This window comes from Chitinasiproducens palmae (assembly GCF_900095735.1).
Lineage (GTDB): Bacteria > Pseudomonadota > Gammaproteobacteria > Burkholderiales > Burkholderiaceae > Chitinasiproducens > Chitinasiproducens palmae.
This window is the reverse complement of sequence record NZ_FNLO01000006.1, coordinates 307,925-329,635: the sequence shown is the minus strand read 5'-3', so window position 1 is coordinate 329,635 and position 21,711 is coordinate 307,925. Positions and strand designations below refer to the sequence as shown.

At 66.9% G+C, this 21,711-nt stretch carries 21 protein-coding genes; 2 read left to right on the top strand and 19 right to left on the bottom strand.

Annotated features, from left to right (window positions below; translation table 11 throughout):
- On the top strand, nucleotides 1-284 hold a 284-nt coding region (locus tag BLU54_RS12340; protein ID WP_211435344.1), incomplete at its 5' end, for an FAD-binding protein.
- A gap of 126 nt (nucleotides 285-410) precedes the next feature.
- Here BLU54_RS12340 and BLU54_RS12335 read toward each other — a convergent pair.
- From BLU54_RS12335 to BLU54_RS12270, 14 genes are all read right to left on the bottom strand, one after another.
- The gene (locus BLU54_RS12335; protein WP_091908519.1) at nucleotides 411-1,343 is read right to left on the bottom strand and encodes an NAD(P)H-dependent flavin oxidoreductase; all 933 of its coding nucleotides are present in this window, start codon (nucleotides 1,341-1,343) and stop codon (nucleotides 411-413) included.
- Complete coding sequence (locus BLU54_RS12330; protein ID WP_091908517.1) at nucleotides 1,343-1,798, bottom strand: MaoC/PaaZ C-terminal domain-containing protein; 456 nt, start codon at nucleotides 1,796-1,798, stop codon at nucleotides 1,343-1,345. Before BLU54_RS12330 ends, BLU54_RS12335 begins: the two co-directional genes overlap by 1 nt.
- 32 nt (nucleotides 1,799-1,830) lie before the next feature.
- A complete protein-coding gene (locus BLU54_RS12325) occupies nucleotides 1,831-3,543 on the bottom strand; it encodes an AMP-binding protein (protein WP_091908514.1) in 1,713 nt (570 codons plus the stop codon).
- Nucleotides 3,543-4,256: an ABC transporter ATP-binding protein gene (locus BLU54_RS12320; protein WP_091908512.1), complete on the bottom strand. Its 714-nt coding sequence runs from the start codon at nucleotides 4,254-4,256 to the stop codon at nucleotides 3,543-3,545. Before BLU54_RS12320 ends, BLU54_RS12325 begins: the two co-directional genes overlap by 1 nt.
- The gene (locus tag BLU54_RS12315; RefSeq protein WP_091908510.1) at nucleotides 4,253-5,086 is read right to left on the bottom strand and encodes an ABC transporter ATP-binding protein; all 834 of its coding nucleotides are present in this window, start codon (nucleotides 5,084-5,086) and stop codon (nucleotides 4,253-4,255) included. Before BLU54_RS12315 ends, BLU54_RS12320 begins: the two co-directional genes overlap by 4 nt.
- The gene (locus tag BLU54_RS12310; protein ID WP_091908508.1) at nucleotides 5,083-5,982 is read right to left on the bottom strand and encodes a branched-chain amino acid ABC transporter permease; all 900 of its coding nucleotides are present in this window, start codon (nucleotides 5,980-5,982) and stop codon (nucleotides 5,083-5,085) included. The genes BLU54_RS12315 and BLU54_RS12310 overlap by 4 nt, the downstream gene beginning before the upstream one ends.
- Before the next feature lie 12 nt (nucleotides 5,983-5,994).
- Nucleotides 5,995-6,867 (bottom strand): branched-chain amino acid ABC transporter permease, encoded by an 873-nt coding sequence (locus BLU54_RS12305; protein WP_091908504.1) that lies wholly within the window; start codon nucleotides 6,865-6,867, stop codon nucleotides 5,995-5,997.
- A 10-nt stretch (nucleotides 6,868-6,877) separates the two neighbouring features.
- The gene (locus tag BLU54_RS12300) at nucleotides 6,878-8,083 is read right to left on the bottom strand and encodes an ABC transporter substrate-binding protein (RefSeq protein ID WP_091908502.1); all 1,206 of its coding nucleotides are present in this window, start codon (nucleotides 8,081-8,083) and stop codon (nucleotides 6,878-6,880) included.
- 215 nt (nucleotides 8,084-8,298) lie between these two features.
- Nucleotides 8,299-9,084, bottom strand: coding sequence for a citryl-CoA lyase (locus tag BLU54_RS12295; RefSeq protein WP_091908500.1), 786 nt, complete (start codon nucleotides 9,082-9,084; stop codon nucleotides 8,299-8,301).
- 19 nt (nucleotides 9,085-9,103) lie between these two features.
- Nucleotides 9,104-9,982, bottom strand: a complete 879-nt coding sequence (locus tag BLU54_RS12290) for a MaoC/PaaZ C-terminal domain-containing protein (RefSeq protein WP_091908598.1) — start codon at nucleotides 9,980-9,982, stop codon at nucleotides 9,104-9,106.
- Nucleotides 9,979-10,758 carry an enoyl-CoA hydratase/isomerase family protein gene (locus BLU54_RS12285; RefSeq protein ID WP_091908498.1) on the bottom strand — a complete coding sequence of 260 codons (780 nt, stop codon included), beginning with the start codon at nucleotides 10,756-10,758 and terminating at the stop codon, nucleotides 9,979-9,981. Before BLU54_RS12285 ends, BLU54_RS12290 begins: the two co-directional genes overlap by 4 nt.
- A 110-nt stretch (nucleotides 10,759-10,868) precedes the next feature.
- On the bottom strand, nucleotides 10,869-12,065 hold the full coding sequence (locus BLU54_RS12280) for an acetyl-CoA C-acetyltransferase (RefSeq protein ID WP_091908496.1): 1,197 nt from the start codon (nucleotides 12,063-12,065) through the stop codon (nucleotides 10,869-10,871).
- A 19-nt stretch (nucleotides 12,066-12,084) separates the two neighbouring features.
- The gene (locus tag BLU54_RS12275) at nucleotides 12,085-13,344 is read right to left on the bottom strand and encodes an acetyl-CoA hydrolase/transferase family protein (protein WP_091908494.1); all 1,260 of its coding nucleotides are present in this window, start codon (nucleotides 13,342-13,344) and stop codon (nucleotides 12,085-12,087) included.
- Nucleotides 13,344-14,249: an SDR family NAD(P)-dependent oxidoreductase gene (locus BLU54_RS12270; RefSeq protein ID WP_091908595.1), complete on the bottom strand. Its 906-nt coding sequence runs from the start codon at nucleotides 14,247-14,249 to the stop codon at nucleotides 13,344-13,346. The genes BLU54_RS12275 and BLU54_RS12270 overlap by 1 nt, the downstream gene beginning before the upstream one ends.
- Nucleotides 14,250-14,445: 196 nt before the next feature.
- On the opposite strand from BLU54_RS12270, the gene BLU54_RS12265 reads away from it, so the two are divergent.
- The gene (locus tag BLU54_RS12265; RefSeq protein WP_091908492.1) at nucleotides 14,446-15,348 is read left to right on the top strand and encodes a LysR family transcriptional regulator; all 903 of its coding nucleotides are present in this window, start codon (nucleotides 14,446-14,448) and stop codon (nucleotides 15,346-15,348) included.
- A gap of 113 nt (nucleotides 15,349-15,461) precedes the next feature.
- Here BLU54_RS12265 and BLU54_RS12260 read toward each other — a convergent pair whose 3' ends face one another.
- From BLU54_RS12260 to BLU54_RS12240, 5 genes are all read right to left on the bottom strand, one after another.
- Nucleotides 15,462-17,015: a class I adenylate-forming enzyme family protein gene (locus BLU54_RS12260; protein ID WP_091908490.1), complete on the bottom strand. Its 1,554-nt coding sequence runs from the start codon at nucleotides 17,013-17,015 to the stop codon at nucleotides 15,462-15,464.
- Nucleotides 17,016-17,531: 516 nt separating this feature from the next.
- Nucleotides 17,532-18,869, bottom strand: a complete 1,338-nt coding sequence (locus tag BLU54_RS12255; RefSeq protein ID WP_091908488.1) for an MFS transporter — start codon at nucleotides 18,867-18,869, stop codon at nucleotides 17,532-17,534.
- Nucleotides 18,870-18,951: 82 nt separating this feature from the next.
- Nucleotides 18,952-20,286, bottom strand: a complete 1,335-nt coding sequence (locus tag BLU54_RS12250) for an amidase (protein ID WP_091908485.1) — start codon at nucleotides 20,284-20,286, stop codon at nucleotides 18,952-18,954.
- A gap of 7 nt (nucleotides 20,287-20,293) precedes the next feature.
- Entirely contained in the window at nucleotides 20,294-20,971 is a 678-nt protein-coding gene (locus BLU54_RS12245) for a DUF2848 domain-containing protein (RefSeq protein WP_091908484.1), read from the bottom strand.
- A 7-nt stretch (nucleotides 20,972-20,978) separates the two neighbouring features.
- Nucleotides 20,979-21,662: a GntR family transcriptional regulator gene (locus tag BLU54_RS12240; protein WP_091908482.1), complete on the bottom strand. Its 684-nt coding sequence runs from the start codon at nucleotides 21,660-21,662 to the stop codon at nucleotides 20,979-20,981.
- Between the last annotated feature and the right edge of the window lie 49 nt (nucleotides 21,663-21,711).

Here is a 21,711-nt window from a genome sequence, read left to right as displayed (position 1 = left end):
TGGCCGACAAGCTGGGCGCGGCGCTGGGCGCCTCGCGCGCGGCGGTGGACGCGGGCTTCGTGCCGAACGACTACCAGGTGGGGCAGACGGGCAAGATCGTGGCGCCGGGGCTGTACATCGCGGTGGGCATTTCCGGGGCGATCCAGCATCTGGCGGGCATGAAGGACAGCAAGGTGATCGTGGCGATCAACAAGGATCCGGAGGCGCCGATCTTCGGCGTGGCCGACTACGGCCTGGCCGGCGACCTGTTCGCCCTCGTGCCGGAACTGGTCGCGGCGCTCTGACATCGCTGCGCGAGCGGTCGCACGCTCGCGCATTGCGCACGCGGCGCGCCGTGGACCTTGGGCGGCGCGGCCCCGCCGCATAGGTTGGGCGGCGCGCCGTCGCCGCCGTCGAGCCAAAGCCGCGACTCAGTCCGGCGACGAGACCCGCTGTGCCGCGGCGCGATATTCTTCGAGCAGTCGGTCGACAACGGTCCGAACCGACAACACTGCGTCGATATTGCCCACGCCCTGTCCGGCGCCCCAGACCTCGCTCCACGCCTTCGGCCGCGTTTCCCCCTTGCTGTAATCGACCTTCGCACCGGCTGCCGGCAACGCGTCCGGATCCAGCCCGGCGGCACGAATGCTTTCCTTCAGGTAGTTCGCCGGCACGCCCGAGAAGAACGGCGTATAGACGATATCGCGCGACGTGGCGGCCACCACCATTTGCTTGTGTGCATCGGTCGCGCCAGCTTCTTCGGTGGCGATGAAGCGAGTGCCCACATACGCCAGCTCGCAACCGAGTGCGCGCGCGGCGAAAACGGCCGCGCCGTCGGTGATCGCACCCGCGAGCACCAGCAGGCCATCGAAGAAGCGCCGCACTTCGGCGCGAAACGCGAACGGATTGAGCGTCCCGCCATGGCCACCGGCGCCCGCGCAAACCAGGATCAGACCGTCGACGCCGGCGGCCGCAGCCTTTCGCGCGTGGTGCACCGTCGTCACGTCATGGAACACCAGGCCGCCGTACTCGTGTACGCGAGCCACGACGCGATCCGGCGCATGCAAAGACGTGATCACGATCGGTACGCGGTGCGCGACGATGACCTCCAGGTCCGCGTCTAGACGGGCATTGCTCGGATGCACGATCAGGTTGACCGCGAATGGCTGCGGGCAGCCCGCCAGTCGAGTTTCGATCTCGGTCAGCCAGGCATCGAGCTGTTCCTGCGGCCGGGCGTTGAGCGCCGGGAAGCTGCCGATCACGCCGGCCTGGCACTGCGCGACCACGAGGTCGGGCTTCGACACCAGGAACATCGGTGCGGACAGGACCGGCACCGTGAGTTTCCGAAAGCGACCGTTGTCCATCACGCCGCACCCCGCTTGCGGATCAGCAGATCGCTGTGTCCGTCCTGCACGATCACGTCGTTCTGATTCAGCAGGACGAAACGGCGACCCAGCTTGCCGACGCGTTGACTGCTGCCGGCGTCCAGCGCGGTGATTTCCAGGCGCAGGCGAATCGTGTCACCCACAAACAGCGGCGCGACGAACTTCCATTCGTTCAGCGACATCATCGCGACCGCGCTGTCATGGAAGATACCGAGCTGATGCAGCATGCCGGTGGCGACCGCGATGCCGAGCGTGCCGTGCACGACCCGCTGCTGGTAGCGCGTGGCGCGCGCGAATTCGGCATCGGCATGGATCGGGTTCCAGTCTCCCGAGAGCATCGAGAAGAAGGTCAGATCCGCCTCGGTGATGGTGCGGCCACCGCTCTCGAACGATTGCCCTACCGAAAAATCCTCGAAATACAGAGATGTCGTCATGGTTCGTGTCCTGCAGGCAGTCTCGTTTGCTGTCAGTGGGTGGCGACGGCTTGTTCGGCGGCAAGCCGTTCGAGCGCCATCGCGCGCAGGCGGGTGCGCTGAATCTTCACGCCGTTGGAACTCTCCGTCACCGGGAACGCGTCGACCGTCCAGACGCGGACCGGCACCTTGAACGCCGCCATCGTCGGGCGTAGCGCTTCGGTCAGGCGGGCCGCATCGATGGCGGCGCCCGGTGCCGGAATCACGAAGGCCACGGGTCGAGGTTGGCCATCCAGTTCGACGCTGACCACCTGCGCATCCGCGACCCCTTCCAGCGCCTTGATGCGGTCCTCGATTTCGACGGGACTCACCAGGAAGCCCGCCAGCCGGATCGCGTCGCCCTTGCGCGTCTCGTACACGAAACTGCCATCCTCGCGCAGCCGGCCGATGTCGCCCGTGCGGAAAAAGCCGTCGTCGCTGAGCGCCTCGGCGCTTGCCTCCGGATCGTCGAAGTAGCCTACGAAGTTGCCCGGTGCGGCGATCTCGATCTCACCGCTCTGTCCCGGACCGAGCAATGCGCCGGTCTCGATATCCCGGATTCGCACCCGGGCCGCGGCCGCCGCCGGATAACCGCCCCCTTCGATACGCGCATCGAGCGGCGCATCGAGCCGCTGCAACGAGAACAGCGCCTGGACCTCGCTCGAGCCGTACAGCCCGGTCAAGTGCATGCCGCGACTCGCCAGGCGGCTGGCAAGATCCGATACACCAGGCTGGAAGGCCGCGAAGCCGAGCACCCGCGCCGATGGAAACGGGGCGTCGCCTGGCGCGGCTTCGGCCAGGCGCCGATACATCTCGTCGCTGCCGAAGGTGTGCGTGACCCGATGCCGTTGCATCAGGCGAGCCGCCTCGGGACCGTCGAACGTGTCGAGCAGCACGACCGGCGCAGCGCCGGCGAACGCGGCCAATGCACCGTTGAGGCCGAACACGCCGCAGAACGGCAAGGCGGCCAGCATCACCGCGTCCGGCTGATCGAAGCCATAGGCACGCGCCGCCCGACGGCTATGCCCCGCCACAGTGTGCTGCGGATGCACGACCAGCTTCGGCGCCTTGGTCGTGCCCGAAGTCGTGAAGAGAATCAGCGGCGCGTCCGGGGAAACCGGCGCGCGCGCGCCACGGTCCGTGGCGAACCGCGTCAGATCGAGCGAGACCACCGGCTTGCCGTGCACGGTGGCCGGTATCCGATCGGCGGCGCCGGAGCCCGCGGCCGCCACTTCGCTCGCGACGCCAGCATTGCGGTCTGTATTGCCGGCTGTGTTGGCCGCTGTCTTGCCGAATGCGTCGTACCCGGCGTCGATGACGGCCACGCGTTCCAGTGCGGCGAGGCTCGCCTCCGGCACGTTCTGCAGTTCCGACAGGAACTCGATCTTCCTGAAGCGCGGCTGCAAGATCAACATCCTTGCCCGCGACTTCGACAGGATGTGACCTACCTCCAGCGAGCGATAGCGCGTATTGACCGCCACCACGGTGGCGCCAAGCCGCGCGGCGCCGAACAACAGGGCCAGCCACTCGATCCGGTTGACCAGCCAGATCGCCACGCGATCCCCGGCTTGGATGCCCTGGGAAACCAACCAGCCCGACGCCTGTTCGGCAAGCTCGTCGAATTCCGCGTAGCTGACCGGTCGTTCACCGTCGATCAGTGCCGTGCGTGTCGGATGTGCATCAAGATGCGCGTCGAGGAGACCATTCAGCGTGAGCAGCGCCGTCATCAGTAGAGCTCCATCAATTTTGCATTGGTATCGAGATCGGCCGGCAACGCCTCTCGAATCAACATCCCGGACTTCATCACCACGACCCGGTCGCTGACCTTGAGTGCCTCCCGCACGTTCTGCTCGACAAGCAGGATCGCCATGCGCGTGTCCTGTTGCAGCTGGCGGATCGGTCCAAGCAGATCCTGGAAGAGCTTCGGCGCCAGCCCGATCGACGGCTCGTCCATCAACAGGCAGCGGGGACGCGACAGCAGCGCACGGCCGATCGACACCATCTGCTGCTGGCCACCGGACAGCGAGCCGCTGCGCTGCGCATAGAACTTCTTGATCGCTGGCAGCACGGTCGTCACCCAGTCCAGCCGCGCGGCATGTTCCGCGGCCGGCACCTTGGCCGACCACAGCCCCAGCTTCAGCACTTCGGCGACCGTCAGGCTGGGAAACACGCCGCGCCCCTCAGGGACCAGCGCGATGCCGGCATCGGTGGCGGCCCGCACGCTGGCTTGCGTGCGCTTGCGCCCATCCACCCATACTTCGCCCGCGCTCGGCGCCATCAGACCGAACAGCGATTTGATCAGCGTGGATTTGCCCGCGCCGTTGTGCCCGAGCAGGCACAGCACCTCGTTCTCGCGCAAGCTCACGTCGATGCCGTTGAGGACCGCGCGACCGCCGTAGCCGGCTTTCAGCGAACGCGCCTGCAGGATGGGTTCGCTCATGCGGTTTCTCCGAAATAGATCGATGCGAGGCGCGGATCGTCCAGCACCTCGCGAGGCGTGCCTTCGGCAAGCAGGCGGCCTTGATCGAGAAAAGCGACGCGGTCGGAAACGTTCGAGACGACGTCGAGGTTGTGCTCGATGATGCAGACCGTGACACCCTGCGCGACCTGCGAGCGAAGCAGCCCGACGAATCGGTCGTAGGAACGCGGGTCCAGCCCCGAGGCCGGCTCGTCGAGCAACCAGATACGCGCGTCGCTGGCGATCAGTCGCGCAATGCTGAGGAACTTGCGTTCCGCGTATGCCAGGTCGATCGCGCGCGCATCCGCCAGCGCGCTCAGGTGCGTCATCTCAAGGATCTGCGCGACGCGCTCCGCGCGGGTCCGCCGCGCCGCCCGGCCGCCGGGCTGCCAGAGCCACGCACTGTGCTCCATCGCCGTCAGCACGTTTTCCTCGACACTCATGCGGGAGAACAGCCGCAGATCCTGAAACGTGCGTCCGACGCCGCTGCGCGCGATCCGCCATGGCGATTGGCCGGCGATCGACTTTCCTTCGTACAGGACATCGCCCGACGTGGGTGTCAGGTGCCCGGTGATCAGATTGAACAGCGTGGTCTTGCCGGCGCCGTTCGGTCCGATCAGCGTCGTGACGATGCCGGCATGCAGTTCGAGTGTCACGTCGGAAACCGCCTGCAGTCCGCCGAAGCGTTTGCCCAGCTGGCGCACTGCGAGCAATGGCGCGCGGGCCGCTTGCGGCGCGGCGTCGCCGTCGGCGGCGGGTCCGGCCTGCGGGGTCGCTGCGGCGGCCGGTGCGGATGCGGGAAAGGCGGTCATTGCGCGGTCTCCGTGGTCGCGACGCGGCGCTTGCGTTGGCCGGCGATGCCGCCCGGCCGGTAGATCATCAGCAGGACCATCACCAAGCCGTAGACGATCTGCTGGATCAGTCCAACTTCGGCCTGCGGCAGGCCGGGGATGAAGCTCAAGCCGGCCGGCAACAGCATCAGCAACGCGGCGCCGACGATGGGCCCCACCAGCGAGCCGGTGCCACCGATGATCACCATCGCCATCAACAACACCGACAGGTCGAGCGTGAAGCCCTCGACGTTGATGAAGCTGAGATAGAAGGTGTACACCACGCCCGCCGTCGCGGCGAGCGCCGCCGACACGACCACCGACAGCGTCTTGATCGCCGCGACGTTCTTGCCGAGCGCCAGCGCAGCGGACTCGCTGTCGCGGATGGCCTGCAGGTTGCGCCCGGTGGACGAGCGGACCAACAGCGCGATGACCAGCGCGACCGCCACCAGAAAACCGAGCGCCAGCGCGAAGAAACCGTTCGCCGACTCGATCGGCACGCCGAAAAACTCGACCGGCGGTATGTTGGTGATCCCGCCCAGTCCCCCGGTGACGCTCCGCCACTCGGAAAATACGGTAACCGCCAACATTTGCAGCCCGAGCGAGGCCGCGACGAAATACTCGCCGCGCACCCGTAGCGCCGGCAGCGCAAGGGCGAGTGACAGTGCTGCGGCCAGGGCCATTGCGGCAAAGGTGCAGACGAAAAGCGATGGGCTGACATGCATGGCGACGAACGCGACCGTGTACGCGCCGACGCCAAAGAAGGTGGCATGCGCCAGCGAAAAGATGCCGGCGTAGCCCATCAGGAAGTTGAGCGTCATCGCAAGGATGGCGTTCACGCAGATCAGCACGGCCAGGTTCTGTAGATAGGCAAGCATGGTGGACCTCGCTCAGTGGACCCAGACACGGCCGAAAAAGCCGGAAGGACGAAACAGGATGAACAGGAACAGCACGACGAACACCACGGCCTCGCTCCACTGCGGACTGAACCAGAGGAGCGCCAGGCTCTCGGCCAGCCCGAGCAGCAGCCCGGCGCAGGCCGCGCCGCGCAGGCTGCCGACACCGCCAACGATGGTGGCGGCCAGGCTGATCAGCATGACGTGGCTGCCCACAGCCGGATTGAGACCGGCACTTGCGCCGCTCAGGATCGCGGCGGGCACGACCATCAGCGAACCCAATGCGAACGCGACTTGCGACAGGCGTTGCGGCGACATGCCGTAAGCGCGCACCAGTTCCGGGCTGTCGGCAAGCGCGCGCAACGCAATGCCGGTGCGGCTGCGTGACAGAAACAGGCTCAGGCCACCGAAAGCCAGCAGCGCGACGACGACGGACAAGCCCGCGAGCGGGGCGACGTATACCCCTTCCAACAGTTTCACGCCCTTCGACAGCGGCGTCGAAATCGCGACGAAGCCGCGTCCGAAGAAGAACGCGATCAGGTTCTGCACGATGATGCCGACCCCGAAGGCACCGGCGAACAACGTGAAGAACGAGTTCTCGTGCCGCTTGATCGGCGTGTAGACCAGGCGATCGAGCAACACGCCGAAGACGACCGTGACCAGCGCGGCGAGCAGCGCCGCGGCGTACCACGGCCAGTGCAGTCGGTCGTACAGCTCATAGAAGCCATAGCCGGCGATCATGAAGGCGGCGCCGTGTGCGAAGTGGAAGATCCGCGTCGCGCCGAAGATCAGCGAGAAGCCGCCAGCGGTGAGCGCATACAGGGCGCCGAGCGCGACGCCATTGAGCAGCAATTGGACGAACAGCATGGTGCCCCCGTCAGCGGATGGTGGAGACGACAGTGCCGCCGGCGCCGTCGATCTGGTTGACTTGAATCGGCGCGCGCACCGTACCGTTGGCGTCGAACGAAACGCTGCCGCCGACGAGATCGAAGTGTTGCAGGCGTTGCCGTGCCGCGAGCAGGTTTTGCCCGGTCACCGGTTTGCCGTCGTGTTCGAGCGAAGCCGCGAGGATCGCGAACAGGCGTACCGCGTTGTAATAGTTCGCCGCGTACGCGGTGGGCTTGCGTCCGTACCGCTGCTTGTAGTCGGCAACGAAGCGCTGTGTGAGTCGGTCCGGCGCGTCCCAGTCGAAGCGCTGCGTGGTGTAGAGGGCGCCCTTGGCCTCAGGCAGCGCGTTGATCGCCGGGATGCTGAACGCCGAATAGCTGGCAATCTGCTGCATCACGCCGTTGTCGCGCAATTGCTTGACGATCTGGGATTGCTGCGCGCCATAGGACGCGATGAAGATGAGGTCGGGGCGCGCATCGCGCACCCGCGCCACCACGCCGCCGAACTGTTGCGAACCGGCCGGGACGGCGAACGACGCGGCAAGCGTGCCGCCAGCGGGCGGCAGGTCCTGCGCCAGTTCCTGGTTGATCGACTGCCCGAGCGGATCGTCGACGTAGATCAGGACGAAGCGCTTGAGCTTGCGTTCGTTGATCAGGTACGGAATGATCGCCCGCACTTCCGCGTTCGCGAGCGGAATCACGTTCCAGAAATACGGCCCCAGCTGCGCGAGGTCCGGACCGACGCCGCCGCCGTTGACCGCCACGGTGCGACTGCGCCGGGCGATCGGCGCGACCGCCTTGGACACGCCGGTGAAGCCGGTCAGCACCAGCGGTGTCTCGTACACATTGACGAGCTTGTTCATCCCCAGCACGCCTTGCATCGGCAGCGCCTGGCTGTCCTCGTACCGCAGCACGAGCTTCTTCGACAGGATGTGATCGTCGTTGACGTGCGCGATCGACAGGTCCGCCCCGGATCCGAAAGTCTGACCGTATTCCGCGTTCGGGCCGCTCATCGGCAGCAGCGCGCCGATCGTCAGCGTGCCGTCGTCGGCATGCGCCGCGCCGGTTGCCAGCGTCAGGCCAGCCGCAACGGCGCAGGCCAGCGCGCGCCGTCTCGCCGCGCTGGATGCGGCTCGCAAGCCGGTTGGGATGTTTGCAAGCCGTGCCGCGAGGGACGCTTGCCGGATGGGTCGCATGGTGTCGTGTCTCCTGCTGATCATGTCGATCGCACGATCATCGCGTGCGATTCTTGGTGTCGTTTTTCGATCCGGTCGGCAGTGCCCCTGCTCCACTGCACGCCATGCCGCCCGTCCACAGCCCTGCCTTCACGTCGTGCTGCCTTGCTGCTGCCCTCCTTCCCTCGCCGCCTCCGCTACCCTGCCACGCGGAACGCCGACGCCAACGCCTGCGCTCATGCCTCGCGCAGATGCCGCGACGCTTCGTCTTCCACGCGCTGCCAGATTTCGACCGCCATCGGACGTTCGGCCTCCTCCATCAGGTGGCCGACCAGGCCGATGGCGCGGGCCATTACGCCGAAGCCGCGGACCATGTGCCACGGAAAACCGAATTCGCAACAGATCGCGCCGATCGCACCGGTCGCGTTGATCGGCAGGGCCTTGCCGGTGGCCCGCTCCGCTTCGCGCGCAATGCCCTGCATCAACGCGACGTAGCGGCCGGACATGCCGTTTTCCGCAGCGATCTCGAACAACCGTTGCGCGCGCGGATCGACCGGCTTGTGCAGCGGATGGCCGAGGCCGGCGATCGCCGCGCCGCGCTCGCGCAGCGCGGCGACCGTGTCATGGGCCACGCGCTCGAGGTCTACCTCGTCGGGCTGGCCTAACAGCGCTTCGTGCAACATCCTCGCGGCGCCCTCCATGCTGCCGACGAATACCGATCCGAGTCCGCACAGCCCTGCCGCGACAGCCGCCTGCAAGGACTCCGGCGCGCCGGCGTACGTCATGCGCGCGGCGATCGCGCTCGGCGTCATGCCGTGCTCCACCAGGGTGATCAACAGCGCGTTGAATACCGCTGCTTGCCGTGGCGAGGCGGTCCGGCCGGTGAGCTGCAGGAATGCGAAGTCGCCCAGATTCATCTGACCCAGGACGTCGCGCACCAGGTCCTTGCCGCGCACCGTGACGTGCGTGGGCGTGCTGTACGCGATGTCCGAGCGGACCAGCGGGCGAGGTTGACGCGCCATATCGGGCTCCTGGTGAGGGTCAGCGCAATTCGGCGCGACCGTTGTTCAGCACCATCACGTCGCGTTCCAGTGCGCGCGACCGGAACCAGACGGTGCCGCCATCACGCCACATCTCGGTACGGATCGTTTCGCCGGGATACACCGGCGCGCTGAAGCGCGTGTACAGCATTGCCAGCCGCTCCGGACGGTTGTCGCAAGCCACACGGACCACCGCGCGCCCGGCCACGCCGTAGGTCGCCAGTCCGTGCAGGATCGGGCGCTCGAAACCGGCGTTGCGCGCCGCTTCCGGATCGACGTGGATCGGATTGTCGTCGCCCGAGAGCCGGTAGATCAGTGCGCTTTCCGGTCGGGTGACGAGATCGCAGACGTCATCCGGCGCCCGCTCGGGCAACGGCGGCGGCGTCGGAATCGGCTCGTCGCTCGGCTGGCCGCTCGCGCTGTAACCGCCATCGCCGCGACAGAAGTTCAACTGCTCGACGGTCGCGAGCAACACCCCGCTTGCCTTGTCGGTGATGGTGCGCTCGATCAGGACCAGCGCGCCCTTGCCGGGCCCCTTGTCGACGATCTTCGCCACGCGCGATTGCCCGATCACGGTCGCCTCGCGCGGCAGGGGGTGATGCAGGCGCAAGGTTTGTTCGCCATGCAGCAGCTTGACCCAATCGATGCCGGTACCCGGATGCTTGGCCCAGAAACCCGGATAGCCGAGCACGTTCGCGAAAGTCGGCGACACGCGCAGGTCCTTCGCATCGCTGTCGTAGACGAAGGGCAGGTCGCGTGGATCGAGCGGGTCGGTCCCGTAGCCGAGTCCCAGGCTGTACAGCACTGCGTCGCGCGCCGTATAGCGGTGTTCGAGCGGCGGGAACGGCCAATTCTTCAGTGTTTGATAGTCGATCGTCATGCCGCGGGCCATTGGAAAAGAGGCGCTGCCTTGTCGCGGAAGCGCTGCACCGCCTCGCGATGGAACGCCGTGGAGAACGCCACGCCCTGGGTCGCCGCTTCGAGCTCGAGCATGGTGCGCAGGTCGCTGCCGAGCGACAGGTTCAACGCCCGCTTCGACAGGCCGAAGGCCGCCGACGAAGCGCCGGCGAGCGCACCCGCGACGGCGGCGGTCCGCGCCGCCAGTTGCTCGGCCGGCACCACGTCCAATACGATGCCCAGCGATTGCGCGCGCTGCGCGTCGATCTCCTGCGCCGTGAAGATCAGCTCCTTTGCCCGTGCGAGGCCGACCACCCGTGGCAACGTGTAGAACGCCGCGCAGTCCGGCACCAGGCCGACTTTCATGAACGGCATGCAGAAGCGGGCACGGTCGGTTGCAATGACGAAGTCGGCGGCCAGCGCGAGGCTGAAGCCCGCGCCGTAGGCGACGCCGTCGACTGCTGCAATCACCGGCCGGTCGAGATCGACGAGCTGCGCGATCCAGCCGTGCAGATCGTCGAGACGATTGCGCCCCGCCTCGGCGTCCTCCACGTTCATGCCGCGCACGTCGCCACCCGCGCTGAAGTCTTTGCCAGCGCCCTTCAAGACCACCGCGCGCACGCTCCGATCATGCCGAATCGCCTGCACCGCGTCGCGCAACGCGGCGCGCATCGGCAGGTTCAGCGCGTTTTTCGCTTCCGGGCGGTTCATCGTAAGCGTCACGATGCCCGCGTCGTTTTCAATCAGCAGTTCGCTCATCGCTTTCTCTCAATTCCAGTTCGGGCCGGGCGCGCAGCGTCGCCGCTGCCTGCTGGCGCGCGCGCCGCCTCGGACGTCACATCGCACGCTGCATCGCGCCGCGCGCGCACTCAGGCCCGTTCGAAGACGGCGGCGATGCCCTGCCCTCCGCCGATGCACATCGTCTCCAAGCCATAGCGGCCGTTGCGGCGCTTCAGTTCGTGCAGCAAGGTGGTCAGCATGCGCACGCCGGTCGCGCCGATCGGATGCCCGAGAGAAATGCCCGAGCCGTTGACGTTGAGCCGCTCGTCGTCGCGCCAGCCCCACCCCTTGAGGACCGCCAGAACCTGGCATGCGAAGGCCTCGTTCAGTTCCACCAGGTCGAGATCCTCGAACGAGAGGCCCAGGCGGCCCAGCAGTTTCTGTACGGCCGGCACGGGGCCGATCCCCATCGTGGCGGGATCGCAACCGCTCGCGGCCCAGCCCACGAGATAGCCCATCGGCTCGAGTCCGAGCGCTTCGAGCCGGTCCTCGGCGACGATCAGGCACGCGGCGGCGGCGTCGTTCTGCTGGCTGGCGTTGCCCGCCGTGACGGTGCCGTCCTTGCTCAAGGCGCGCAGTTTCGCCAGCGAGGCTGGCGTCGCGTCCGCACGGATGCCTTCGTCGCGGGCGAAGAGGATCGGGTCTCCCTTGCGTTGCGGCACGCTGACCGGCACGACCTCCTCCGCGAACTTGCCGGCATCCCACGCCGCCGCCGCGCGCCGATGGCTGCGAGCCGCATATTCATCCGCCTCTTGCCGCGTAATGTGATAGTCGCGGGCCAGATTCTCGGCGGTCTCGATCATGCCGGAGATGTAGCCGAAGCGCGCCTCGGGCTGCGAACGCTCCCGCCCGCGTTCGAGTCGATCGTGCAGGCGTACGGAGCCGGCACGGGCGCCCCAGCGCATGTCCGTGCTGTAGTACTCGATATTGCTCATGCTCTCGACGCCGCCTGCGACCACGACGTCGGCCGCGCCGCTTTGCACCATCATCGCGGCGGTCACCACCGCCTGCAGCCCCCCGCCGCAGCGTCGGTCGAGCTGCATGCCGGGCACGTGCACCGGCAGGCCGGCCTGCAGCGCCGCCCAGCGACCGACGCACGGCGTCTCGCTGTTGGCATAGGACTGCGCGAACACCACATCCTCGATCCGCTCGGGATCCGCACCGCTGCGCGCCAGTGTTGCCTGAATGACAGTGGCTGCCAGGACCTCGACCGGAACCGGCCGCAAGCTGCCGCCGAAGGTGCCAACCGGGGTGCGCACCGGCGCTACGATTGCTGCTCGTCTCATCTCAATCTCCGTCTCGCATCTAGTGCAGGCGCAGTGCCTGGCTGTCGGCGGCAAGGTCGTCGCGCAGCTCCGGCGCGGCAATGTCGATCATCCGCCTGACGCGCTGCCGCAGCGTCAAGCCACGCAGGTCGGCCACGCCATGTTCGGTGACGATGACGCCGGCGTCGCTGCGCGGCGTCGTGACCGGTCCGTTCAGCCGCGCCACGATGCGACTGCCGGCACGCCCGCGCGACGCGAGCGCGATGACCGCAACGCCGCCACGGGAGCGCGCCGCGCCGCGCATGAAGTCGATGCCGCCCCCTACCGCGCCGAGGTAACGGCCGGCCACGCTCTCCGCGTTGATCTGCCCGGTCAGGTCCACTTCCAGCGCGGAGTTGATCGCCACCAGACGGTCGATACGGCCCAGCACGTCAATGTCGTGCGTATAGGCCGTTGCGCGGAACTGCACCTGCGGATTGCGATGTGCGAAGCGATAGGCGCGCTCGCCGCCCATCATCACGCCGCTGACGCTCACGCCGACGTCGATCGATTTGCGCGCGTTGGTGATCACGCCGCGCTCCATCAGGTCGGCCGCCTCGTCGCCGAAGGTGCCGCTGTGCAGGCCCAGATCGCGCCGATCGCCGAGCGCGGCAAGCACGGCTTCCGGCAAGGCGCCCATGCCGAACTGAAGCGTGGCGCCGTCCTCGATCAGCCCCGCGACGTGTGCTGCGATGCGTCGGTCGGTGTCGCTCGGTGCCGCCCGAGGCAGCGTCAACGGAGCGCGCTCGGTGTGGACCAGCGCATCGAAGTCGTGCTCGCGCAGCACGACCGAGCCATGGGTCCACGGTGCGAGTGCATTCACTTCGGCAATCACGACACGCGCCGTGTCGAGATACGGCACCAGGTATTCGTGCGCGACGGACAGGCTGTAGCGGCCTGCCGCGTCGGGCGGCGCAACCTGAAGCAGCAGCACGTCGACGCGTACCGCTCGCTCGAAACAGGAGTAGTGAACCGGCAGGATCGACAAGACGCCCGCCTCGGCCAGCGCGCGGTTGCTGCCCGCGGCCGTGTACGACACGATGTCGATCGCGTCGGCATGTTCGGGACGCAGCGTGTCCGACCATTGGGCGCCGACGAATACACCGAAGCGTCCGCCCACCGCGTGGCGCTGCGCGATCAGTGCACGCGTCAGCGCGAGCGGTTCGGCGCCGCACTGCCCCCAGGCCACCACGTCGCCGGGTCGCACGAACTTTGCGACCGCGTCCGTCGCGTCCGGATCGAGCGTTCGCGCCTCGCGCATCAGACCGGATCCCAACTGAACACGTCGGCCGACACTTCCAGCGGATGGAACGAACCCTTTAGCGCCGGCATGCCATGCTCGGCAATCGACTCCGGCGTCCAACCTTCGCCGCGATGCACCGAGCGGACCGGCCGCGGCTGACTGATCAGGAAGAGCTCGTTGTTGCGCACCGCGAAGATCTGGCCGTTGACGTCGCTCGCCGCATCACTGGCCAGGTACACCGCGAGCGGCGCGATCTTGGCGGGCGTCATCTGTTTGATCTTCTCGACGCGCGCGGCCTGCTCGTCGGAGTCGACCTTGATCGAACTGATCATCCGGCTCCACGCGAACGGCGCGATGCAGTTCGAGCGCACGCCGGCCCGCGCCAGGTCCAACGCAATGGACTTCGAGAGCCCGGCGATGCCAAGCTTGGCGGCACTGTAATTGGCTTGCGCGAGGTTGCCGATCAGGCCGGAGGTCGAGGTCATGTGGACGTAGGCGCCGGAGCCCTGCGTCTTGAAATGTTCGGCGGCGGCACGCGAGACGTTGTAGCTGCCGTACAGGTGCACCTTCAACACCGCGTCCCACTCCTCGTCGCTCATCTTGTGGAAGAAGCGGTCGCGCAGGATGCCGGCATTGTTGACCACGCAGTCGATCCGTCCGAAACTGTCCAGCGCGGTCTGTACGATGCGACGCGCGCCTGTCGCATCGGCCACGCTGTCCGTGTTCGCGACCGCCTGCGCGCCCAGCGCGGCGATTTCCTCGACGACCTTCTGCGCCGGACCTGCGCTGTGGCCCTCGCCGCCGAGCGACGCGCCCACGTCGTTGACCACCACGCGCGCGCCACTGGCGGCCATCAGCAGAGCGATGTCGCGACCGATGCCGCCGCCCGCGCCGGTCACCACGACGACCTTGCCTTCCATCATCTGCTGTGTTGCCATTGCTCCCGTCTCCGATGTGCTTTGCTGTGACACAGCTTGACGCATCGCGCGCGAACGGAGAATTTGCGAATGCCGAAACCCGCGTTCGGCTGGTATTAACCCGTGATAGCGATAATGGAAGGCGTTGCCGCGCAGCGTGTAACATCCGTGCTGCGCCGTTGCGTGACGGCCCCGGAGATTTATGCACTTCGATCTAGTCGACCTACGACTCTTCACCCACATCGCGGACCAGAGCAGCCTCACCGGCGGCGCCCGTCGCTCGCACCTGTCCCTGCCGGCGGCCAGCACCCGTATCAAAAATCTGGAAGAACAGGTCGGCGTCAAGCTGTTGAGTCGCACCAGCCAGGGGGTCACGCTGACGGGGCCGGGCGAGACGCTGCTGCTGCACGCGCGCCGGGTGCTGCAACAGCTCGAACAGCTGACCGGCGACCTTCACGAATACTCGAACGGCGTGAAAGGCCATGTGCGTATCGCCGCGAACACGACGTCGACCAGTGAATTCCTGCCGGCAGTGCTGCGCACCTATCTGGTCAATTTCCCCGACGTCTACATCGATCTGCACGAACGACTGAGTGGGGACGTGGTGCGCGCCGTGCAGGAAGGCACCGTGGACATTGGACTGGCCGCCGGCAACGTGCACGCGGAAGGACTGCAGGTAATGCCGTACCGGCGCGACCGGCTGGTCTTGGCGACCGGACTCAGCCACCCGCTCGCCGAACAGAAGAAGGTCGACTTCGCCGACACACTGGCCTACGACTTCATCGGCCCGCCAGAGGCGAGCGCCATCCACGGCTTCCTGAAGCGGGCGTCGGCCGAACTACAGCGCACGATGCGGTGGCGCATCCAGGTCAGCAATTTCGAGACGGCGTGCCGGATGATCGAGGCGAACATCGGCATCGGCGTGCTGCCGGAGACCACCGCGCAACGGCATGCCAAGACGATGGCGCTGCGTATCGTGCCGCTGAAGGACGACTGGGCCGTGCGTAATCTGCAGATTCTGGTCGCCGACCTCGCGGCACTGCCGCTCTTCGCGCGCAAGCTGGTCGATCTGCTGGTGGCGGACGGCGAAGGCCGCATCGACTGAGATGCCGGGCCAAGCGCGGCGCGGGCTGCTCAGCGACCCGGCGTCGGACAGTGTGGCGGACTGTGCGGAAACAAGCGGTCGGGACGGCGGGGCCGTGGCCCGTCGGCTCGGCGTCAGGAGACCAGCGCCTCGTCGGCCAACGCGCGCAGGCGCTGCTTGAGCAGCTTGCCGCTGGCGCTAAACGGCATGCGGTCCAGCAACAGTACATGAGACGGGCGCTTGAACGCCGACAGGCGGGGTTTCAAGAATTCCTGCAATTCGGCGACATCGAGCAGGTGCCCCGGCCTGACCTCGACGAAGGCGACGATTTCCTCGTTGTTGTCCGCGGTGCGCCGACCGATCACGGCCGACTGCTTGACCGCCGGGTGGCTGTTCACCACCGATTCGACCTCGATCGGATAGACATTGAAGCCGGAGCGGATGATCAGATCATTCGAACGGCCGACCACGAACAAAGCGCCGTCCGATCCCAGTCGGCCAATGTCGCCCGTGTTCAGCCAGCCGCCCTCGCGCAGCGCCTCGGCAGTCTGCTCGGGCGAACGGTAATAGCCGTGCATCACACCCGGGCCGCGCACCCAAAGCTCGCCCGGCTCGCCGGTCGGCACGTCCCGGCCGTCGGCGCCGACTACGCGCAACTCGGCGCCCTCGACGATCTCGCCGCACGAGACGTCGTTGCGCGGGCGCTCCATGCGGGTAATGAACACCGAGCCGGCGTATTCCGTCATGCCATAGCCATGGTGCAGCGGCTGGCCGAAGGTCGCCTCGACCTCACGCTTCAACGTCGCTTCGACCGGCCCGCCGCCGGTGTAGACATAACGCAGCGCGGGCGCGCGCACCGGCTGGGGGTGATCGCGCAGATAGGCAAGGATCCTCGCAAACATGGTCGGCACACCCTGCAGAATCGTCACGGTGCCGTCCGCCAACCCGTGCAGCACGTCCTCCGGCTTGAAGCGCGCGAACAGCATCAGGCTGGCCCCGGCTTCGAAGGTCCCCAGCAGGACCGTTGCCAGCCCGAAGATATGTGAGATCGGCATCACCGCATAACTGCAGTCGCGCGGCGAGAGATCGCGGGATCGCGCCGACACGCGAGCGAAGTGCATGAGCCCGCGATGCGTCGCCATCACGCCCTTCGGCTGTCCGGTCGTGCCCGAGGTATAGATCAGCAGCGCAACCTGCCGCGCCAGCGCCTCCGGCTCGCGGGGGCTCTCCGCATCAAGCGCGGCTTCCATCAGCGGTCCCAGCCCTGGCGGCGTGATTTCCCGCGCGCGATAGTTCACACCGTGCCTGACGGCATCCGGCGAAACCGAATGCGTGAAGATCATCAGCCGCGGTCTGCAATGGGCACGGATGCTCTCGATTTCACGCTCCGACAACCGCGCGTTGACCACGGCCGGCCAGGCGCCGATCTCCGAAAGGGCAAACAGGAGCGTGATCGACGCAGTGCAATTCTCGGTGACGATCATCACGCGGTCGCCAAGACCGACGCCTCGCCCCTGCAGGAACGCGATGGCAGCTTCGATGTTGTGCCACAACTGCCCGAAGGTGACGGCTTCACCCTCTTCACGCACTGCGACGCCGTCTGGCGTCGCCGATGCCCACCGACGCGGGATATCGCTGATACGGGATGACGCCGCACTCGCGGCCGTGCCTGGCCCACCTGAAGTCATTCGCCCTGTTCCTGTCTCGTTGATGCCGCGGTCGCCGACCGCGCCTTGTGATGCGCGGCCAGCGAAGCCTCAGTGTCGGTCAAGCACAGCGTGGCGAACAATTTCTTTTCGGTGAAGTGGGGATTCCGCTCAGATGAAGATCGGGTTTCCCCGATGAGCGTGGTCGCGGCCCGAACCGCTCGCCGCGCCGGGCTGGTCCTGTCGCCGGCGGTAAACAATCGACACGAGATCGACATGATACCCGCGCCCGGCGGAAGCATCACGACGGCGCGTGCCGGCCGTCCACTGCGCGGGACTGCGTGGATGTAATTCGGGAAGGGGGCGGCGCGCCTTGCGATCGGCACGGCGGACCATGGCGGACACGGCCGGGGGGGTGCATCGAAGTTCGCGCGCGTGATAGGGGTCGAGGGGTCGCGCACGCGAGGCAGGGGAAGGACACGGATCCGTCGTCAGCGTCGACCTCGGTATCGACGCCGACGCCCACCTTGACGCCGGCATCGGCCGTTCGCGCGGGGCTCAGGCGCCGAGACGCTTGTCGCGAATGAACAGTACGATCAGTACCGCCGCGCCGAACTCGAGCACGCCGACGAAGTACAGGCCGGAGGACAGCAGGCCGGTGGTGGTCTTCAGCCAGCCGATGGCGTACGGCGCCGCGAAGCCGGCGAGATTCCCCACCGAATTGATGATAGCGATGCCGCCTGCCGCCGCCGTGCCCGACAGGAAAGCGGCCGGCAGCGACCAGAACACCGGGAAGGCGGACAGGATGCCCATCGCGCCGACGGTCAACGCGATCAGTGCGAGCGTCGGTTGCGCCAGCAGCGCGCCCGTGAGGCTGATGCCGATCGCAGCGATTACAGCGGCATACGCACAATGCATGCGGCGCTCGCCAGTTTTGTCCGAATGCGCCCCGTTGGCGATCATCGCGATGGTGCCGGCGATGAACGGAATCGCGGCGAGCATCCCGATCCACAGATTGCTCTTCACGCCCAACTCGCGAATGATCGACGGCGTCCAGAAGGCGATCGTCGCATTGCCGCTCACGATGCAGAAGTAGGTCGCGGTGCAGATCCACAGCCGGGGATTGCCGATCGCTTCACGCAGCGTGGCATGGCGGCCCGGGGTCGCATTGTCCGCGCGCAGTTCGGTTTCGATCGCTTCCCGTTCGAGCGGCGCCAGCCAGCGCGCCACGGCCGGCTTTTCCGGTAGGTAGAGCAATACCGCAATGCCAGCGAGCACCGACGGAATGCCTTCCACCAGGAACAGCCACTGCCAGTTTGCCAGGCCCTCGACGTTCGACATCACGTCCATGATCAAGCCGGCGATCGGCCCGCCAACCACACCGGCGATGGCGAACGAGGTCATGAACAGACCATTGATCTTGGCGCGACGCGCGGACGGAAACCAGTACGTCAGATACAGCACGACGCCGGGGAAGAAGCCCGCTTCGAACACGCCCAGCACGAAGCGCAGCACATAGAACTGCATCGGCGTCTTGACGAAGATCATCGCCATCGATGCCAGGCCCCACAGGATCGTGATGCGCGCGAGGGTCTTGCGGGCCCCGATTTTTTCCAGCAACAGGTTGCTCGGCAACTCGAAGAGGAAGTAGCCGATGAAGAAGATGCCCGCGCCGAAACCGTACACCGCCTCGCTGAACTGCAGGTCCTGCAACATCTGCAGCTTGGCGAAACCGACGTTGACGCGATCGATCCAGGCCAGCACAAACAGGAACACCAGGAAAGGAATGAGTCGCCAGGTCGCCTTTCGATAGGCTTCGGTCCGGACGTGCGGCGAAATCTCCGCACCGCCGGTCGGGCTGTTCAGGCCCGGATCTAGGTTCAGGTCGGCTTTCATGTTCAGTTATGCAGATTATCCGGTGAGCCGTTGTATGGAAAACGACCGACGCACACCCAGTGCATCGGTCGGTAAAACACCTTCAATGGGCGGCGTCGGCCAGCGCGCGTTCGACGCCGGCCGCAACCGAAAGCACCTTCGCATCGCTGCCGTACAGTCCGCCCACGGACAAGCCGATGCCCGCCGCGCACGGCACCGAGCACGCAGCGCCGTCGAGGAAGTTGAGCACCGTCGTGTTGCGCAGCACGAGACCGTTGATCCGGAGAAAGTCGTCCGCATCGGCGAGCTCGTCGAGGCGCGGTGCGCGGATCGCCACGCTCGGCATCAGCCACGCGTCGCTGCCACGCAGCTTTTCCGCCGCGCGCGCCTGCAGATGCGCGCGGGCATCGAGCAGTTCGAGATAGTCGGCGGCGCTGATCGCCTCGCCACGGGCAATCCGGCGCGCGACGATCGGGTCGTACTCGCCGCCTCGACTGCGCAGCAGATCGCGATGCCAGTACCAGCTTTCCGCGGCGGTGAAACCGCCCTTCGCGTTGACCTCGGGCAGTGTCCGCAACTCCGGAAAATCGAATTCGACGATGCGTGCACCGGCGGCGCTCAAGCGCGACAGCGCCGCCTCGAACGCGGCGCCAACCGCGTCGTCGATCCCGTCGCACACGTAATCGCGCGTGACGAACAGACGGAGTCCCGCGACCGGCAGCGGCGCCGTATCGAGCGTCTGGCCGGACAGCACGGCATCGAGCGTCGCACAGCACGCGACCGACGGCGCCAGGGCGCCGATCGAGTCCAGGGTCGTCGAGAGCGGAATCGCGCCACGGCTGGACACCCGATCCGCGCTGGGCTTGAAACCGACGATGCCGCAGAAGGCGGCGGGGATCCGCAGCGAACCGCCCGTGTCGGTGCCTAGCGCCGCCGACGCCATGCCCAGCGCCACGCTGAGCCCGCCGCCCGACGTCGAACCACCCGCCACGCGTGCTTCGTCGAAAGGCGAGCGCGGTGTGCCGTAGTGGGGATTGACGCCAAGTCCGGAAAACGCGAACTCGCTCATATTGGTGCGGCCGATCAGGACCGCGCCGGCGCGGCGCAGACGCGCCACCGCCTCGGCGTCGGTCGCCGCGGGCGTGTCAGGCAGGACCACGGCGCCGGCGCGCGTTACCTGGCCGGCCACATCGAACAGATCCTTTACCGAGACCGGTATGCCGGCCAGTGGCGATGGGCAATAGCCAGCGCGGCGCGCCGCATCGCTGGCGTCGGCCGCCGCAAGCGCGGCGGACGCATCGACGTGGACGAACGCCGCGCCGCCCGCCTTTCGATGCGTTTCGATGGCGCCGAGCGCCGCTTCGGTCAACGTGCGGCTGGTGGTCGTGCCGCGCGCCAACGCGTCGGCCAATTGTGCAAGTGTCGGGCGGGAAGGCATCGCGCGCTCACTCACTGACAGGCAGCGCTTCGACGCTATAGACGTGCTTCAGCGTGCGCGAGCGCACCGGATCGTGCAATTCGACCTCGAACGCGTCGCCATGGCCCAGTTCACCGATCACGGCCTGCGTGCCGCAGTACATGACGGTGCCGACGGGCAATGTCGAAGCGCCCGTGAAGCGCTCGATCAACTCGCGCGGGTCGCGAAGCGATGCGGTGCTGCCCGATTGATACAGCGCGCGGTCGCCGCCCCGAACCCGCCAGCAGCGCATTTCCAGACTGTCCCAGTGATCGGCCACTTCGTCGAAACGCCAGACGGTGTCGCTCACCGGCTTGCCGCACATCTGCTTCGAGACGGTCACGTCGTAGGCCTCGACGCGGCGGTCGGTATGGTCGGAGCCGATGCCGACCATCAGGCCCTGTTCAGTCGCCAGCAGTACGCACTCCACCTCGCCGGACGAGTCGCTGCGCGGCACGCTCAGCGTCGCGTCGGTGCTCAGCAGTGCCGGCGCCAGCGGGTAGAAACACGGCACCGTCGACGGCCGCTTCACGCCGATCGCTTCGAGTTCGCGGATGTGGTGTTCGACGCTGGCCGCGTCGCGGCCGGCCCAACCGGCGATGACCAGGGCCTTCGGCGAGAAGTTCAGGGTAGCGCCGTCGGCGACGTGGAAAGTGAGGGTAGGCATGGTGGGTTCAGATGCTGCGGATGATGTTCTTGCGGAATTCGGCGATGTGCTGCCGTATTGCTTCGCGCGCGGCCGGCACGTCGCGCCGTTCGAGCGCGTCGAGCAAGGTCAGGTGCTCGCGATAGACATTGTTCAGATGCTCCGGATCCGACAGGGACAGGAACCAGAAACGGGCCTGCTTTTCATGCAGATTGCGCAGGAGATCCGCCAGCACGCGATTGCGCGAGGCAGCGGAAACCGCCACGTGGAATTTCAGATCGAGCGCCATCAGCGCACCGATGTCGCGCCGCTCGATCATGGCGGGGCTGGCTTCGACGATATCGCGCATCGCACGCAGGTCGGCGTCGTGCGCCCGCTCGGCCGCGAGCGTCACGCACAGCACCTCATTGGTCGCACGCACCTCGATCATGTCGAGCACATCGTTCAGCGACAGCGGCGCGACCAGTACGCCTTTGCGCGGCATGATCGACACCATGCCTTCGACTTCCAGGCGATGCAATGCGTGGTGCACCGGTGTGCGCCCGAGGCCCAACATCGATGCGACCTGCGCCTCGTTGATCGGCGCGCCCGGGCGAAATTCGCAGCTGATGATGCGGCGCTTGATTTCATCGTAGGCGTGCTCGCGCAGCGCAGCGCCACTGGCGCGCGCCGCCGCAGTATTGAGAGGCGCCACCGGTGCGCGCTGAAGCATCTAACCAATCCCGAAATCGAGCTAAGGCTGTGATGCTAGTCTGATGTAT

Excerpts from the sequence above, each read along its gene's own strand:
- BLU54_RS12335 (WP_091908519.1), bottom strand. The coding sequence starts at position 1,343 with ATGGACAACGGTCGCTTTCGGAAACTCACGGTGCCGGTCCTGTCCGCA.
- BLU54_RS12330 (WP_091908517.1), bottom strand. The coding sequence starts at position 1,798 with ATGACGACATCTCTGTATTTCGAGGATTTTTCGGTAGGGCAATCGTTC.
- BLU54_RS12325 (WP_091908514.1), bottom strand. The coding sequence starts at position 3,543 with ATGACGGCGCTGCTCACGCTGAATGGTCTCCTCGACGCGCATCTTGAT.
- BLU54_RS12320 (WP_091908512.1), bottom strand. The coding sequence starts at position 4,256 with ATGAGCGAACCCATCCTGCAGGCGCGTTCGCTGAAAGCCGGCTACGGC.
- BLU54_RS12315 (WP_091908510.1), bottom strand. The coding sequence starts at position 5,086 with ATGACCGCCTTTCCCGCATCCGCACCGGCCGCCGCAGCGACCCCGCAG.
- BLU54_RS12310 (WP_091908508.1), bottom strand. The coding sequence starts at position 5,982 with ATGCTTGCCTATCTACAGAACCTGGCCGTGCTGATCTGCGTGAACGCC.
- BLU54_RS12305 (WP_091908504.1), bottom strand. The coding sequence starts at position 6,867 with ATGCTGTTCGTCCAATTGCTGCTCAATGGCGTCGCGCTCGGCGCCCTG.
- BLU54_RS12300 (WP_091908502.1), bottom strand. The coding sequence starts at position 8,083 with ATGCGACCCATCCGGCAAGCGTCCCTCGCGGCACGGCTTGCAAACATC.
- BLU54_RS12295 (WP_091908500.1), bottom strand. The coding sequence starts at position 9,084 with ATGGCGCGTCAACCTCGCCCGCTGGTCCGCTCGGACATCGCGTACAGC.
- BLU54_RS12290 (WP_091908598.1), bottom strand. The coding sequence starts at position 9,982 with ATGACGATCGACTATCAAACACTGAAGAATTGGCCGTTCCCGCCGCTC.
- BLU54_RS12285 (WP_091908498.1), bottom strand. The coding sequence starts at position 10,758 with ATGAGCGAACTGCTGATTGAAAACGACGCGGGCATCGTGACGCTTACG.
- BLU54_RS12280 (WP_091908496.1), bottom strand. The coding sequence starts at position 12,065 with ATGAGACGAGCAGCAATCGTAGCGCCGGTGCGCACCCCGGTTGGCACC.
- BLU54_RS12275 (WP_091908494.1), bottom strand. The coding sequence starts at position 13,344 with ATGCGCGAGGCGCGAACGCTCGATCCGGACGCGACGGACGCGGTCGCA.
- BLU54_RS12270 (WP_091908595.1), bottom strand. The coding sequence starts at position 14,249 with ATGATGGAAGGCAAGGTCGTCGTGGTGACCGGCGCGGGCGGCGGCATC.
- BLU54_RS12265 (WP_091908492.1), top strand. The coding sequence starts at position 14,446 with ATGCACTTCGATCTAGTCGACCTACGACTCTTCACCCACATCGCGGAC.
- BLU54_RS12260 (WP_091908490.1), bottom strand. The coding sequence starts at position 17,015 with ATGACTTCAGGTGGGCCAGGCACGGCCGCGAGTGCGGCGTCATCCCGT.
- BLU54_RS12255 (WP_091908488.1), bottom strand. The coding sequence starts at position 18,869 with ATGAAAGCCGACCTGAACCTAGATCCGGGCCTGAACAGCCCGACCGGC.
- BLU54_RS12250 (WP_091908485.1), bottom strand. The coding sequence starts at position 20,286 with ATGCCTTCCCGCCCGACACTTGCACAATTGGCCGACGCGTTGGCGCGC.
- BLU54_RS12245 (WP_091908484.1), bottom strand. The coding sequence starts at position 20,971 with ATGCCTACCCTCACTTTCCACGTCGCCGACGGCGCTACCCTGAACTTC.
- BLU54_RS12240 (WP_091908482.1), bottom strand. The coding sequence starts at position 21,662 with ATGCTTCAGCGCGCACCGGTGGCGCCTCTCAATACTGCGGCGGCGCGC.